The organism is Streptomyces sp. NPDC057424 (assembly GCF_042803315.1).
Lineage (GTDB): Bacteria > Actinomycetota > Actinomycetes > Streptomycetales > Streptomycetaceae > Streptomyces.
In genome coordinates this window covers 1-14,698 of sequence record NZ_JBHVCP010000031.1, presented here as the reverse complement: position 1 = coordinate 14,698, position 14,698 = coordinate 1, and the positions used below count along the sequence as shown (strand labels likewise).

Annotated in this window: 9 protein-coding genes; 5 read left to right on the top strand and 4 right to left on the bottom strand. The window is 71.5% G+C overall.

Annotated elements, in window-relative coordinates:
* Positions 1–149: 149 nt before the first annotated feature.
* From ACFU3E_RS23450 to ACFU3E_RS23440, 3 genes are all read left to right on the top strand, one after another.
* Entirely contained in the window at positions 150–1,277 is a 1,128-nt protein-coding gene (locus ACFU3E_RS23450) for a PP2C family protein-serine/threonine phosphatase (protein WP_384161436.1), read from the top strand.
* Between the two features lie 621 nt (positions 1,278–1,898).
* The gene (locus ACFU3E_RS23445; protein ID WP_384161433.1) at positions 1,899–4,961 is read left to right on the top strand and encodes an FAD-binding and (Fe-S)-binding domain-containing protein; all 3,063 of its coding nucleotides are present in this window, start codon (positions 1,899–1,901) and stop codon (positions 4,959–4,961) included.
* A gap of 94 nt (positions 4,962–5,055) precedes the next feature.
* The gene (locus tag ACFU3E_RS23440; protein ID WP_384161430.1) at positions 5,056–6,522 is read left to right on the top strand and encodes a cation:proton antiporter; all 1,467 of its coding nucleotides are present in this window, start codon (positions 5,056–5,058) and stop codon (positions 6,520–6,522) included.
* Here the strand turns inward: ACFU3E_RS23440 and ACFU3E_RS23435 are convergent.
* The 4 genes from ACFU3E_RS23435 to ACFU3E_RS23420 all read right to left on the bottom strand — a co-directional run bounded on the left by ACFU3E_RS23435 (position 6,503) and on the right by ACFU3E_RS23420 (position 12,952).
* Entirely contained in the window at positions 6,503–8,278 is a 1,776-nt protein-coding gene (locus ACFU3E_RS23435; RefSeq protein ID WP_384161428.1) for a glycoside hydrolase family 15 protein, read from the bottom strand. The two genes, ACFU3E_RS23440 and ACFU3E_RS23435, sit on opposite strands and share 20 nt — an antisense overlap.
* Positions 8,275–9,411: an enolase C-terminal domain-like protein gene (locus ACFU3E_RS23430; RefSeq protein ID WP_384161425.1), complete on the bottom strand. Its 1,137-nt coding sequence runs from the start codon at positions 9,409–9,411 to the stop codon at positions 8,275–8,277. Before ACFU3E_RS23430 ends, ACFU3E_RS23435 begins: the two co-directional genes overlap by 4 nt.
* Positions 9,408–11,252, bottom strand: coding sequence for a thiamine pyrophosphate-requiring protein (locus tag ACFU3E_RS23425; protein ID WP_384161422.1), 1,845 nt, complete (start codon positions 11,250–11,252; stop codon positions 9,408–9,410). The genes ACFU3E_RS23430 and ACFU3E_RS23425 overlap by 4 nt, the downstream gene beginning before the upstream one ends.
* Before the next feature lie 410 nt (positions 11,253–11,662).
* Complete coding sequence (locus ACFU3E_RS23420; RefSeq protein ID WP_384161419.1) at positions 11,663–12,952, bottom strand: SGNH/GDSL hydrolase family protein; 1,290 nt, start codon at positions 12,950–12,952, stop codon at positions 11,663–11,665.
* 485 nt (positions 12,953–13,437) lie between these two features.
* Between ACFU3E_RS23420 and ACFU3E_RS23415 the strand changes: the two genes are divergently transcribed.
* Both ACFU3E_RS23415 and ACFU3E_RS23410 read left to right on the top strand, forming a co-directional pair.
* The gene (locus tag ACFU3E_RS23415; RefSeq protein ID WP_384161416.1) at positions 13,438–13,992 is read left to right on the top strand and encodes a Rieske 2Fe-2S domain-containing protein; all 555 of its coding nucleotides are present in this window, start codon (positions 13,438–13,440) and stop codon (positions 13,990–13,992) included.
* Between the two features lie 2 nt (positions 13,993–13,994).
* The coding region (locus tag ACFU3E_RS23410; RefSeq protein WP_384161413.1) for a cobalamin-dependent protein at positions 13,995–14,698 on the top strand (704 nt) is incomplete at its 3' end.

Here is a 14,698-nt window from a genome sequence, read left to right as displayed (position 1 = left end):
GATCCGTGCCCGGCTGACCTCGGGCGCCCGGGCGGTATGCGCCGCATGGCTTCGATTCCTCCGGGTGTGGCCGTCCGGCGCGCGTTTCTCGCGTGCGTCGCATGATCCTTCCGCGCCCAATGCCCAATTAGGCCGATATGATGCATTTTGTGATCATGTCTGCATGGCCATGGCGCCGTCGCCCCGCCTACAGCGGCCGATGGGAAGCTGCCCGGCTGTCACCCCTCATCCTGACCGCCCTCATCGCCGGGCTGGCGTTCTCCACGCCCAGGGAGATCGCCTTCAGCCGCCTGCTGCCCGCCGCGCCCGCCCTTGCCGCCGCGATGTGGCCCGTGCTCCCCACGATCCTCATGGGGGCGTTCTGCCTGCTGCTCATGATCGTCCTCAGCTTCTTCCACACCGATCTGGGGACGCAGTACACGGCGGCCGCGATCATCGCGGTCACCTTGGCGGCCGCATACGGGAGCCATGTCCGACTTCAGCGTGAGGAAATGCTCTTCCAGATCCGGCTCGTCGCCGACGCGGCGCAGAAGGTGCTGCTGCGCCCGCTGCCACGCCGCATCGAGGGCGTCGAGATCGAGTCGCTGTACCTGGCGGCCCAAGAACAGGCCCGGATCGGCGGTGACTTCTACGAGGCGATCGGTACACCGCACGGGGTCCGGCTGCTCATCGGCGACGTACGGGGCAAGGGCCTGTCCGCAGTGGGGGCGGCCTCGGCGGTGATCAGTTGCTTCAGGGAGGCCGCCTATGACGAGCCCGACCTGCAGGGCGTCATCCACCGCCTCGAGACCGCCGTCACACGCCACAGCGCCGCCGTTCCGGCCCAGGACCAGCCCGAGCACTTCGCCACGGCTCTCCTCGCCGAGATCCCGCACGGCGGCGGCCAGGTACGGCTTCTCAACTGCGGGCATCCCCCGCCACTGATCACGCATCGCGGAAAGGTCCGGGTCCTGGTCCCGACCATCGCCTCCCCGCCGCTGAACCTCGCAGCGCTCATCGGCGACCGCTACTGGGTCGACGTCGTCGCCTTCGCCCCGGGGGACCAGTTGCTGCTCTACACGGACGGCGTATCGGAGGCCCGGGACCACGCGGGTGAGTTCTTCCCGCTGCCGGAGTGGATGCGGCGACAGGGCCTGGAGCAGCCCCGCGAGCTGCTCGACCAGCTGCACCGGGCTCTGCTGCAGCACTGCGGCGGAAGGCTCGACGACGACATCGCTGCCCTCGCGCTGAGGTCCTCCCACACGCAGGATCGGGGAGCCGTCGGCATCGAGGGCTGAGTCTCGTGTCCGCATGAGACACCCGCACCCGCACACGCAATCGCACCATTGCGCCGAACGCCCTGCCCGGTTTGCGTGCGCAGAGCCGTGGATACACGGTCGGGGCATTCCGGTCAGCACAGGAGAGGAAGGCCCGTGGGCCACGGCGGCTATGTCATCGCGGAATTGACCACCGGCCACCAGGCGTGGACCGCGCCGAGGCGGAGCGGACCATGAAGGAACTCGAGGGCTCCGACGCCGACGATCCGGAGTTCGCCTCCGTCAGCGGAGCGTTGATGACCGAGATCGGCTCGCATGTCCGCGACGAGGAGGACAACCTCTTTCCCCGACTGCGGTCGGCCGTCTCAGAGGACGAGTTGATGAAGCTGGACGACAGGTCCGCCGGGCCACGAAGACGGCCCCGATCCGTCCGCACCTGTCCGTCCCAGCCACCGCGTCGGCCAACAAGCATCCGGCCCCCGGCGGCGCGAGCATGGCGGACCGCATCACGGACGCCCTGACAGCACGCGGCAAGGACTGACGCCGCACGGCGCCCGGACCGGGTGGACGGGCGCCGCACCCTCCTCGAGCGTGTGCCCGTGACCACCGGCGCACCATCCGTCTCCCAGTGGAGTGTCGTTCATGGAACCGGTCGATCTGCCTCTTCCCGTAGTCAGGCGCCCGCAGGCGCAGACCGATGCGCAAGCCCTCGAACGGGATCTGCGGGCCCGGGTCGAGGGGGAGGTCCGGTTCGACCCGGGTACGCGGGCGGCGTACTCGACGGACGGCTCCAACTACCGGCAGGTACCCATCGGCGTGGTCGTTCCGCGGACAGTGGAGGCGGCCGTGGAAGCTGTGGCGGTGTGCCGGGAGCACGGGGCGCCGCTGCTGTCACGCGGTGGCGGCACCAGCCTGGCCGGTGAGTGCTGCAACACCGCGGTGGTGGTGGACTGGAGCAAGTACTGCAACCGGCTGCTGTCCGTGGATCCGGAGAACCGGCGCTGCGTGGTCGAGCCGGGCATCGTCCTGGACGACCTGAACCGGCAGCTGGCCCCGTACGGCCTGCAGTACGGGCCGAGGCCGGCCACCCACCCGAACTGCACCATCGGCGGAATGATCGGCAACAACTCGTGCGGATCGACGGCCCAGGCGTACGGCAAGGTCGTCGACAACCTGCACCGCCTGGAGGTCCTCAGCTACGACGGGGCCCGGATGTGGGTGGGGCGGACCGGCGACGCCGAACTGGGGAGGCTGACCACCGGCGAGGGTCGGCAGGCGGAGCTGTACCGGGGGCTGACGGCGCTGCGGGACCGGTACGCCGACCTGGTACGCGAGCGCTACCCCGACATCCCGCGCCGGGTGTCCGGCTACAACCTCGACTCGCTGCTGCCCGAGCACGGTTTCGACGTCGCCGGACTGCTGACCGGCTCCGAATCCACGCTGGTGACCGTCCTGCACGCAGAACTCGAACTCGTGCCCGTGCCGAAGCACACGGCACTGGTCGTCCTCGGATACCGGGACATCTGCGAGGCCGCCGACCACGTACCGGCCGTGCTGGAGCACGAGCCGGCGGCCCTGGAGGGTGTGGACCACCAGCTGGTCCATTTCCAGCAGGTCAAGCACCTCAACCCCGGGGCGCTGGAGGAGCTGCCCGAGGGGCGCGCCTATCTGATGGTGCAGCTCACCGGCGACACGCGCGAGGAGGTCGAGGCCAGGGCGCGGGAGCTGATCGAAGCCAAACCGGACGACGTCGGCCACACCTGGTACGACGACAAGCAGCACGTGCACGACCTGTGGCTGGTGCGCGAATCCGGCCTGGGCGCCACCGCGCACGTCCCGGGCAAGCCCGACACCTGGGAGGGCTGGGAGGACTCCGCGGTGCCGGTGGACCGCCTCGGCGACTACCTGCGCGACCTCAGGCGGCTGTACGAGGAGTTCGACTACGGGCACCCGTCCATGTACGGCCACTTCGGCCACGGCTGCGTCCACACCCGCATCCCCTTCGACCTGGAGTCCGAGGAGGGGATCGCCCGGATGCGGGAGTTCGTGGAGAAGGCCGCCGACCTGGTCGTCTCCTACGGCGGGTCGCTGTCCGGCGAGCACGGGGACGGCCAGTCGCGGGGCGAACTGCTGGGGAGGATGTTCGGACCCGAGCTCATCGAGGCGTTCGAGCGGCTGAAAGGACTGTTCGACCCCGGCAACCGGATGAACCCGGGCAAGATCGTGCTCCCGTACCGCCTCGACGACAACCTGCGCCTGGGCGCGGACTATCTGCCCCGGGAGCCGGAGACCGTCTTCGCCTTCCCCCACGACGACGGCAAGTTCAGCCGGGCCGCGGCCCGGTGCGTGGGCGTGGGCAAGTGCCGCTCCCTGGAGGGCGGGGTGATGTGTCCCAGCTACCGGGCCACCCGCGAGGAGGAGCACTCCACCCGGGGCCGGGCGCGACTGCTGTTCGAGATGGTCCGAAACGGTGACGACCCGCCGGTCACGGACGGCTGGCGGTCCGACGAGGTGCACGACGCACTCGACCTCTGCCTGGCCTGCAAGGGCTGCAAGACGGACTGCCCGGTCAACGTCGACATGGCCACCTACAAGGCGGAGTTCCTGCACCACCACTACAAGGGCCGGTTGCGGCCCCTGGCTCACTACTCGATGGGCTGGCTGCCCGCGATGGCCAGGGCAGTGGCGCTCGCGCCGCGTACCGTCAACGCGCTGGCCTCGGTGCCGGGGGTGGCCCGCGTCGCCAAGGCCCTCGGCGGTGTCGCCCCCGAGCGGGACGTGCCCGTCTTCGCCGAGCAGCGCTTCACCGACTGGTGGCGCGAGCGGGGCGGACCGCGCGGGGACGGACACCGCGGCGAGGTAGTGGTGTGGCCCGACACCTTCACCGACCACTTCCACCCGGCGGTCGGCATGGCGGCCGTCGAGGTCCTGGAAGCGGCGGGCTTCCGGGTCAAGGTGCCCGACGCGGCCGTGTGCTGCGGGCTGACCTGGATCTCCACCGGGCAACTGAACATCGCCAAGCGGGTCCTGGGCCATACCCTCGACGTGCTCCGCGAAGACCTGCGCCGGGGCACGCCCGTCGTCGGGCTCGAACCGAGCTGTACGGCCGTCTTCCGCGCGGACGCGGCCGAACTGCTGCCCAAGGACCCCGACGTGGGCCGCCTGCGGGAGCAGACCCGCACGCTGGCCGAACTCCTCGTCGAACGCGCCGAGGACTGGCAGCCGCCGCGCGTCGACGCGCGGGCGGTGGTCCAGCGCCACTGCCACCAGTACGCCGTCATGGGCTTCGACGCCGAACGGAAGGTGCTGGAGCGGGCCGGGGTGGACGCCGACGTGCTGGACGCGGGCTGCTGCGGACTGGCCGGCAACTTCGGCTTCGAAAAGGGCCACTACGACGTCTCCATGGCGTGCGCCGAGGCCGGGCTGCTGCCCGCGGTGCGGGAGGCGGACGAGGCGACACTCGTCCTCGCGGACGGCTTCAGCTGCCGCACACAGGTCGACCAGTCCGACGCCGGGCGCACCCCGCTGCACCTGGCGGAGGTGCTGGCGGCGGGCCTCAAGGGCCGGGAGGCGAGGCCGGAGCGGCCCGAGGCCCCGGGGGCACGGGCCCTGCTGCCGCTGGGCGCGGCCACTGCGACGCTGGCCGTGCTGGCAGCACTGGCCGGCGCGTGGCGCGCCCGCCGCCCGGGCTCACACCGGTCGTGAGCAGCGCCCACTGCTGCCCGCACACACGAAAGGGAACGCGGCCCGCTGTCGCGCCCGGGCCGCGGGCGGATCGCCGAGGGAAAGGTGCTGCCAGGTGGAAGGAACCTGGTCGTTCGGACTGGCAGTGCTGGTCGTGGCCGTGGCCGGTATGGCTGCGGTGGGGTCCAACCGGCTGAGCGAACGCACCCGCATCCCGGCCCCGGCGTTCTTCCTGGTGGTCGCCGCCGTCGCGGTGGACCTCTTCCCGGGGCTGCGGAAGCTGTCGACGGCGACCGTGCAGGACGTCGTGACCGTCGCCCTGGTGGTGCTGCTCTTCCAGGGCGGCATGGAGCTCGGATGGCGGCGCTTTCGGCCGGAGGCCCGCGCGATCCTCTCCATCGGCGTGCTGGGCACCTTCGCCACCGCCGGCCTGCTCGCCGCCGCGGCCCACTTCCTGCTCGGCCTCGACTGGCGCCCCGCCCTGCTGCTGGGCACCGCGCTGGCGCCGACCGATCCGGCCGTCGTCTTCTCGGTGCTCGGCCGCAAAAAGATCACCGGCCGCACCGGTGTCCTCCTGCCCGGCGAATCGGGCGCCAACGACCCCGTCGGCATCGCGCTCATGGCCGGACTGCTGGGCACGTCGACGGGGTCGGTCCTGGACACGGCCGGCCACACGGCGCTGATCTTCGTCCAGGAAATGGCCATCGGCGCGGCGATGGGCGCGGTGGGCGGCTGGGCACTCAAGGTCGTCATGCGCAAGGTGCCGCTGCCCGCCGAAGGGCTGTATCCGCTGCGTACCCTCGCCGGGGCGTTCGCGGTCTACGGACTGACGACGGTGGTCCACGGCTCCGGCTTCCTGGCGGTCTTCGTGGCCGGCGTCCTGCTCGGCGATGTCCGTGCGCCCTACAAGAGGGAGATCGAGCGCTTCCACACCGCCCTCGGCAGCCTGGGGGAGATCGTCGCCTTCGCCGTGCTGGGGCTGACCGTGCCGCTGTGGACCTTCACGGCGGAGGGCGCCTGGACGGACGGTCTGCTGCTGGCCGTACTGCTCGCCTTCGTGGTGCGTCCGCTCGTCATGGCGTCGTTGCTGTGGCGGATGCGCCTACGTGCGGGCGAGCGGGTGTTCCTCGCCTTCACCGGACTCAAGGGCGCCGTCCCGGTCCTCCTCGGCAGCTACCTCGTCAGCTCCGGGGTCGAAGACGCCGACCGGCTCTACGACATCGTCTTCGTCGTGGTCGTCTTCTCCGTCATCGTCCAGGGGTCACTGGTGCCCACGGTGGCCCGGCTGTCCGGGGTGCCGATGCGGTCCGTCGAACTGGAACCCTGGGCACTCGGCGTGCGTCTGCGCGACCGGCCGGAAGGTGTCGCCCGCCACGTGGTCGAGGACGGGTCCGACGCCGACGGCCGCAGTCTCGACGGCCTCGACATCGGTGAGGACACGTGGATCAGCGCGGTCGTCCGCGACGGGCGTCTCGTCCCGGTCCAGGGTTCCACGCGGTTGCAGGCGGGCGACGAGGTGCTGCTGCTCACCGGGGACGACGACGAGAAGTGCGCCGGACTGTTCACCGCCAGGCGGTCGTGACGGCGTCCTGGGCGCCGCCGAGGCGGACCGAGCACTCCAGCAGCAGGGCGTGAACGAAGCCCTGCGGAAGGTTGCCGCGCAGTTGGCGCTGCACGACGTCGTACTCCTCGGCGAACAGACCTGCGGGGCCGCATGCCGAGCGGGTGCGTTCGAACCACCGCACCGCATCGGTCTCAAGGCCCTGTGCGTGAGCGGCGAGTGCCATCGTGAAGCCGCACAGCAGAAACGCGCCTTCCGCGTCGCCCAGCGGCTTGTCCCCGTGCCGGAACCGGTAGACGTAGCCGTCGTCGGCCAGTCGGTGCGTCACCTGCGAGCGGGTGAGCGCGAGACTGGGGTCGGCGGGGGGCACGGCTCCGCGGGCCAGCGGCAGCAACAAGGCCGCTTCCGGGCCGGAATCGCCGACGGCGCGCTGCCAGTAGCCGTCCGGGTGCAGGCAGCGGGACCGGGTGTCGTCCAGGATGCGGTCCGCCAGCCGTGACCAGTCCGCGGACGCCGGGGTGCGCACCTCACGGGACAGGTCGCGCAACCCGACCACGCAGCACAGACGGGAGTGCGTCCACCAGCGGTTCTCCAATTCCCACAGCCCGGCGTCCGGTTGCGTCCAGCGGTCGGACACGGCCTCGGCGGCTGCCGTGGCTGCCGTGGCGGCCCGGGTGTCCAGGACGCCGTGGCGGGCGGCCGCGGCGAACAGCTGGAGCGCTTCACCGAACGCGTCGAGCTGGAACTGCCGGCCCGCCCGGTTCCCCGTCCGGTCGCTGCCACCGGGGTAGCCGACGAAGGGAAGACCGCGTTCGGCGGGGGGTGGCTCCCCGGTGACGGTGTATGCGGGGCGCAGGTCGGCGCCGTCTTCCAGGATGCGGTCGGAGACGAAGTGCACCGCGCGGTCCAGCAAGGGGTGGGGGCCGTGCGCGGCGACGGCGATGCCGGCGTAGCACTGGTCACGGATCCAGGCGTAGCGGTAGTCGTAGTCGCGGCCGGTGTCGGCGCGTTCGGGCAGGGAGGTCGTGGCCGCGGCGACCATGCCGCCGGTGGTGCTGGTCAGCCCGTTCAGGACGGCGTACGCCATACGGGCGTCGCGCGGTGCCGCGGTGCCGGAGCAGTCGGGCACGGCGGACTTCCACCACCTCTCAGTGGCGTCCCAGAGGGCGCGCGGGACGAGAGGTGTCTCCTGCGGTCCGGTGGCGATCTCCAGTACGAGGTCGTGGCTCCCGCCCTCGGGCAGCCGCAGGCGGGTGTGCACACCGTCCGGGCCGGGGCGGGCGTGGTCGGCGCCGGTGAACCGCAGGTGCAGGGGGCCGGAGCGGGCCCGCCAGGTGCCGCCGCCTTCGTGCAGGTCCGTCATGGGGTGGCGTCCGTAATCGCCGCGGACGTCGAGATCGATGTCGACGAGGGACTCGCCGCGAACGGCCCGGATCTGCCGGAGCAGCACCACGCGTCCCGCGTCGGCGGGGACGGCCAGGGCCTCCCGGCAGGAGACGATCCCGTCGGCGGTGACCCAGCGGCTGACGCGGATGAGTGTGCCGTCCTCGTAGGAGCCGGCCCACACGTTCCACGGGTCGGCAGGGCGGACCCGGTAGTGGCCGGGGCCGCCGAGGAGGCCGGCGAAGACGGTGCCGCTGTGCCAGGCCGGCGCGCACAGCCAGGCGATCTCGCCCCGCGGGTCGATGAGCGCGCCGCGTTCCCCGTCGGCGATCAGGGCGTAGTCCCGCAGTGCGAAAGGCCGGTCGGCGGGTTCATCCACGGGACGGGTGCTCATGTCGTGCGGTGGCGCTCCGCGGCCGCCCGGTCCAGCGTGAGGCCGTGCCCCGGTTCCCCGCCCGCGCCCGGTGCGACGGTGCCGCCCCGCGGATCGAGTGTGCCGTGGAACAGCATGTTCTCGATACGGACGTGGTCATGGAACCACTCCAGATGACGGGTGTTGGGTACGGCCGCGGCGACGTGGGCGTGCAGGTGGGGGGCGCAGTGTCCCGAGATGTGCAGTCCGAGTCCCTCGGCGACGGCCGCGGCGCGCAGCCACACGGTGATGCCCCCGCAGCGGGTGACGTCGGCCTGGAGGCAGTCGACGGCTCCCGAGGCCGCCATCCGGGCGAGGTACGGCAGGTCATAGCCGTACTCACCTGCTGCGACGTCCGCCCTGACGGCGTCCCGCACCACGCGCAGCCCGGTGAGGTCGTCGGAGGAGACGGGCTCCTCCAGCCAGGTGACGCCGAGGTCCGCCGTGGCGGCGGCCATGCGTACGGCCTGTTTGCGGGTGTAGCCGCCGTTCGCGTCGACGTACAGCTCGGCCGCGTCGCCCACGATGCGGCGGGCCAGCCGGGTGCGGTGCAGGTCACGGGCCTCGTGTTGTCCCCAGGACTCGGAGATCTTGATCTTCACCCGGTCGACGCCCTGATCGGCCCAGCCACGCAGTTGCCGTTCGAGGTGGGTGTCGTCGTACGTGGTCAGGCCGCCACTGCCGTACACCGCGACCTCGTCGCGCGCCGCGCCCAGCAGCCGCACCAGGGGCAATCCGAGGAGGCGCGCCTTGAGGTCCCACAGGGCGGTGTCGACGGCGGAGACGGCGCCGGCCGCGATGCCGGGCCTGCCGGTGTTGCGTACGGCCCGGCTCATGCGGTCGTTGGCGGCGGGGACGCCGAACGCGTCGTGCCCGACGACGAGGTCCGCGAGTTCGCCCTCGACGACCGGGGCGGTAGCGGCCGAGCCGTAGGTCCAGCCGATGCCGGTCTCTCCCGCCGCGGCGAGCTCGACCAGGACGAGCGTCGTGGAGTCCCAGGTGAGCGTGGCGTCCCCGCCCGGCAGATCCGTGGGGACACGGTAGACGGAGACGGACAGGTGTTCCACGGCGGGCCCGTTGTGGAACACCTGAACCTGTGGTGCCGGGTGGGTCACTTGTTCTTTTCCGTGCTGTCGTGGGCTCCGGCGCCAGGACGGTCGTCGCGATGCCGGCCGCCGGGCAGCATCTCCTGCACCTTGGCCTTCAGGCCCTGCCTGACCATGGAGCCGCGGTCGCTGTCACCGTGCAGGATGGCGGAGGCGGCGGCCTCGATCTGGTCCAGAGAGGCGTGCGGGGGGATCGGCGGGACGGCCGGGTCGGTGCGGAAGTCGATGACGAAGGGCCGGTCGGCGGCCAGGGCCCGGTCCCAGGCGGCCTCGACGTGCTCGGGCTTCTCGACCCGCACACCGTCCAGGCCGATGCGCTGGGCGATCTCCGCATACGGCAGATCCGGGAGGGACTGCGATTCCTCGAACTGCGGGGCACCGGACATGGCCCGCATCTCCCAGGTGACCTGGTTGAGATCCCCGTTGTTCAGCACGGCCACGATCAGCCGCGGGTCGGACCACTCGTGGTGGTACTTCGCGGCGGTGACCATCTCCATCATGCCGTTCATCTGCATAGCGCCGTCGCCGACCAGCGCGATGGCCGGACGGTCGGGATGCGCGAACTTCGCCCCGATGGCGTACGGCACGCCCGGCCCCATCGTCGCCAGCGTGCCGGACAGCGAACCGCGCATGTGGCCGCGCAGCCGCAGGTGACGGGCGTACCAGTTGGCGGCGGAACCCGAGTCGGCGGCGATGACGGCGTCGTCGGGCAACTTGCCGTCCAGGGCGTGCACCACGTACTCGGGATTGACCGGATCGGCGTCCACGGCCGCCCGCCGCTGCATGACCTCCCACCAGCGGGAGACGTTCTTCTCGATGCCCTCGCGCCACTTGCGGTTCTCCTTGCGGCGCAGGCGCGGCAGCAGCCGTCGCAGCGTCTCGCGGGAATCGCCGACGAGGTTCACCTCGAACGGGTAGCGCAGGCCGATCATGTGCGGGTCGATGTCGATCTGCACCGCCCGCGCCTGGTCCAGTTCCGGCATGAACTGCGTGTACGGGAAGCTGGAGCCGATCATCAGCAGGGTGTCGCACTCCTGCATCAGCTCGTACGAGGGGCGGGTGCCCAGCAACCCGATGGACCCGGTCACATACGGCAGGTCGTCGGGCAGGACGTCCTTGCCCAGTAGGGCCTTGGCCACCCCGGCGCCCAGCAGGTCCGCCAACTGCTCCACCTCGGCGCGCGCCCCGCGGGCACCCTGTCCGATCAGCACGGCGACCTTCTCGCCGGCGTTCAGCACCTCGGCGGCCCGCTCGATGTCCTCGTCCGCCGGCACCGGCGCGTACCGGCCCAGGCCCATGCTGGAGGGCACCATCTTGAACGCGTGGGTCGGCGGGCTGTAGTCGAGCTCCTGCACGTCGGCGGGCAGGATGATCGCGGTGACGGTGCGCTTGGCGTACGCGGTGCGCATCGCCCGGTCGATGAGGTTCGGCAGCTGCTCGGGCACCGTCGCCGTCTCGCAGAACTCCGAGGCGACGTCCTTGTACAGGCTGGCCAGATCTACTTCCTGCTGGTAAGAGCCGCCCATGGCGCTGCGGTTGGTCTGCCCGACCAGCGCCACCACGGGCACATGGTCCAGCTTGGCGTCGTAGAGCCCGTTCAGCAGGTGGATCGCGCCCGGTCCGGAGGTGGCGGCACACACGCCCACCCTTCCGGAGAACTTGGCGTATCCCACCGCCTGGAAGGCGGACATCTCCTCGTGCCGCGCCTGGACGAACTTCGGCTTGTTCCCGGCTCGTCCCCAGGCCGCCAGCAGGCCGTTGATGCCGTCGCCGGCGTAGGCGAACACATGGTCCACGTCCCAGTCGCGCAGCCGCTGGAGGATGTAGTCGGACACCTTCGTGCTGGCCATGAGAACTCCGTTTCCGATCCTGCGTACTGTGCGGCTGTCCGCGACACCCCTGCCCGGGCCGATCAGGGCAGCCGGGACGGCGGACCATTTCATGGGTAACCGTGCGGGTGCGAGGGAAACGCCGCAGCGCGGACGTCGCTCTCGCGGCTCACGACCAGCACGCTCTGCCGGACACGCCGTGAGAACGCCACCCGCTCCGGTGCCGTACGTCTGGATGCTCGGCCGGTGGTGCCGGGCGTTCGCGCCGACGTGCCCGTGCACTTCCGCACACCGTCCGTCCCCGGTACTCGGCTCGGTTCCGGAACGGTGTCCGGTTGTCCGGCCGCGGGTACCTGGCGTGTCGTTCTCCTGGACGGGGCGGGCGTCAGATCGGGAGCGGGCGATCGAGGGTCTCGGCGCTCGTGGTGTGGTCAGCGTGCTGCTGCGGGAAGGGCCTGCTGATCGGCGAGGGCGATGGCCAAGGCTCCGGCGGCTGTCGGGTGCAGTGGGGCGCGGCCCGTCGGTCCCTGTACGTAGGACTGGTCGCTGCACAGCCCGTGCCCCGCGAACTCGGGCTTCACCGGGGTGAAGCCCGCGGTTTCGGCTCCTTGCCGAAGCACGGAGTTGAGTGCCGTCAGTCGTGAGCGCAGGACCTGCACCTTCTGCTCGGTGAGACCCTCCTCGCGGAGACAGGCGACATCCGCGCCGAAGGGGTCGTAGTACTCGTTGACCAGCACCGCCGGACGGTTCGGGAGGGCGGCCAGGTCTTGCAGGAGCTTTCGGTAGTCGAGGGCGAACCGGGCGAGGCGGTTCTGGAAGAAGGCGGTGGAGGCGCGGTCGGCACAGGACGGGGCAGCCGCGCACAGCTTGACCAGGTCCGACCAGCGCACGTCGTTGGCCCCGACGCTGACCATGACCACGGATGCCTCGGTGGCCCGCAGTGCCTGGGCGAGCTGCGGCGGGGCCACCTGGCCCCCGGCGATCTGCACGCCGAGGAGGCCGTCGCGGATCGTGGCGCCTGAACAGGCGAGGTTCAGCACGTACCAGTCGTTGGTCCGCGCCAGTACCTGGGGATAGGAGTCCGCGCTGCGTCGGCAGGCCCGGTCCAGATCGGTGGGGCGGGGCAAGGGACGGTTTCCGGTACCGGCGGCCGTCGAGTCACCCAGGACCACCGCCCGTACACCGCTCAGGGGCGGGCCTTCGGTCCTGGGCACGGAGGACAGAGGGCTGTCGCCGACCAGATCCTGGAGGGACCGTACGTTCCGCAGCGCCCGGGGGGTGTCCGAGGCCAGAAGATAGAAGCCCACGGCGTTGACCGCCGTCACCAGGGCGACACCGGCGGCCAGCACGATGACGGTCCGCCTCGGCGGCATACGGCGCAGCCCCGTCCAGGCGGCCAGGGGGAGCAGGATCAGCCCGGCGGCCACCGCGGTCTCCCACGCTCCGTAGCGGAACCATCCCGTCGCCAGCTTCCGGCCCACCTCCAGGGTGAGCCGCTCGTGGTCGCCGGACCGTAGGAGCCGGGCCACCTCGGCGTCTTCGTTGATGCGGGTCAGTTCCAGCCTGGGCTTGATCGGCCCGTCGAAGTGCTGCCGGGTGGGTATCCGCTGGCCGAACAGGTCGAGCTGTCCAGGTCCGGACAGACTCCACTCGAGCGGCGCGGCGCCCACCCGTACCGTCTGACCGGCCGCCGACACCGGTTGCAGCGGAGAGATACGCACCGCCAGCCATATCGCCCCCAGCGCCAGAGCCGAAAGCGCGAGAGCGTACACAACCGTGACCGCCGCTCGACGTGCCGCCTCACCACACGCCCGCAGCGCTGGTCGACTCCGCTTCACCTTCGCAGCTCCCGTTCCGCGGCCGCTGAAGCGCACGTCGGCACCCTCACCACGGCCAGGGCCGTTCGGCTTCTGCTTCCGTGACTCCTGAACGCCTGTCCAACCGGCCACAGAGGTGCGACAGCGCGCCCTTTCATGGGTAACCGCGCAGATCATACGGAAAAGTGCGCTTTCGTGCATCTGCGAGTGCCGGGGTCGGCGGACTGCTCACGCCTTCGGGTGCGCTGGGCAGGCCGCGGGCGGCCGCCGGCCGCACGATGGGGCACCGAGGGCCCCGCCGTCGCGGGGATGTCCGGTGAGAAGCGTCGCGTCGCTGTCCGTGCCGGCGTCCTCAAGCAGGGGAGGCGTCCCTCGAGTCAGGGAGAGGTATGACTGAGACCGACTCCGACGAGGCCGGGAGCAGCCGGCGCTCGGAGCACCGCGATCCGAGGTCTGGCACGGTCGACCCGTGTCACGTCGGGGCGAACCCGGATGTCTGCTACCCGGTCGCGCTCTCCGGGAGCGTGCGGAGGGAGCGGGTGTTCGCGGCCTCCTTCGCTGGTGAGCGCGTCGCGCTCCACCGCGGTCAGAGCGGTGCCGTCCGTGCGCTGGAGGGCAGGTGCGCGCACCGGCAGGTGTGGCCGGCCGCCGCGCGGAGTGCGGGGCTACCCCGTGTGCGGCGTACGGCATCCCGCCACCTGCGGCGCCACCCCGGCCGGCGGCCGGGCCCGGCGCGCGGCCACCACCACTCGGAAGGGCCTGCCATCCCGCAGGCCCTGGGCCCTCCGCCGAGCTGCCGGGCGGATGAACGCGGTGACCGCCACCCCACGCGGAACCGCCGGCCCTGGGCCTGGCGCCGGAGGTGTGGCGTCGGACGGCCTCCCGTCGAACCTCCCGTACTGCCGCCACCCGGCCGTCGTCCCCGCCCGCACTCGTCGAGGTGATCATGCGTCTGCTTCTCGTCCACCCCAGTGCCCTGCTGTACTCGGAGATCTTCCTGCGGCTGGAGCCGCTCGGTCTGGAACGGGTGGCCGGCGCGGCGCGGGACGCCGGTCACGAGGTGAGAGTCGTGGACCTGCAGGTGACCAGTGAGAGGGAGCTGGCCCGGGAGTTCTCCTCCTTCCGTCCGGATGCCCTGGGCGTGTCCCTGAACTACCTGGCCAACATTCCCGAGGCGATCGCTCTCGCGCACGCGGCCAAGCGCGCGCACCCCGGCTGTTTCGTCTTCTTCGGCGGGCACAGTGTCTCCTTCGTGGCCGAAGACGTGCTCGAACAGGCTGATGGGGCCGTGGACGCGGTGGTGCGGGGTGAAGGTGAACCGGCCGTGGCCCCGCTGCTGGCGGCGGTCCGGGACGGCGGCGTCGACGGCGTGCCGGGGATCGTCACTCCGACCGGCCGCGGCCCGGAACCGCGGATGCTGCACGGCATCGACAGCCCCGTACCGGCCCGTGACCTCACCCGCCACCGGCGCCGGTACTTCATCGGGGAACTGGACCCGTGTGCGTCGATCGAGTTCACCCGGGGCTGTCCCTGGGACTGCTCCTTCTGCTCCGCCTGGACCTTCTACGGCCGCAGCTACCGCAAGGCCTCACCCGAGGCGGCGGGCGCGGAGATGGCGAGCATCCGGGAGCCGAACGTGTTCATCGTCGA

What these genes read in the sequence shown, in the direction of transcription:
- ACFU3E_RS23445 (WP_384161433.1), top strand. Translation starts at nt 1,899, where the DNA reads ATGGAACCGGTCGATCTGCCTCTTCCCGTAGTCAGGCGCCCGCAGGCG.
- ACFU3E_RS23435 (WP_384161428.1), bottom strand. Translation starts at nt 8,278, where the DNA reads ATGAGCACCCGTCCCGTGGATGAACCCGCCGACCGGCCTTTCGCACTG.
- ACFU3E_RS23425 (WP_384161422.1), bottom strand. Translation starts at nt 11,252, where the DNA reads ATGGCCAGCACGAAGGTGTCCGACTACATCCTCCAGCGGCTGCGCGAC.
- ACFU3E_RS23415 (WP_384161416.1), top strand. Translation starts at nt 13,438, where the DNA reads ATGACTGAGACCGACTCCGACGAGGCCGGGAGCAGCCGGCGCTCGGAG.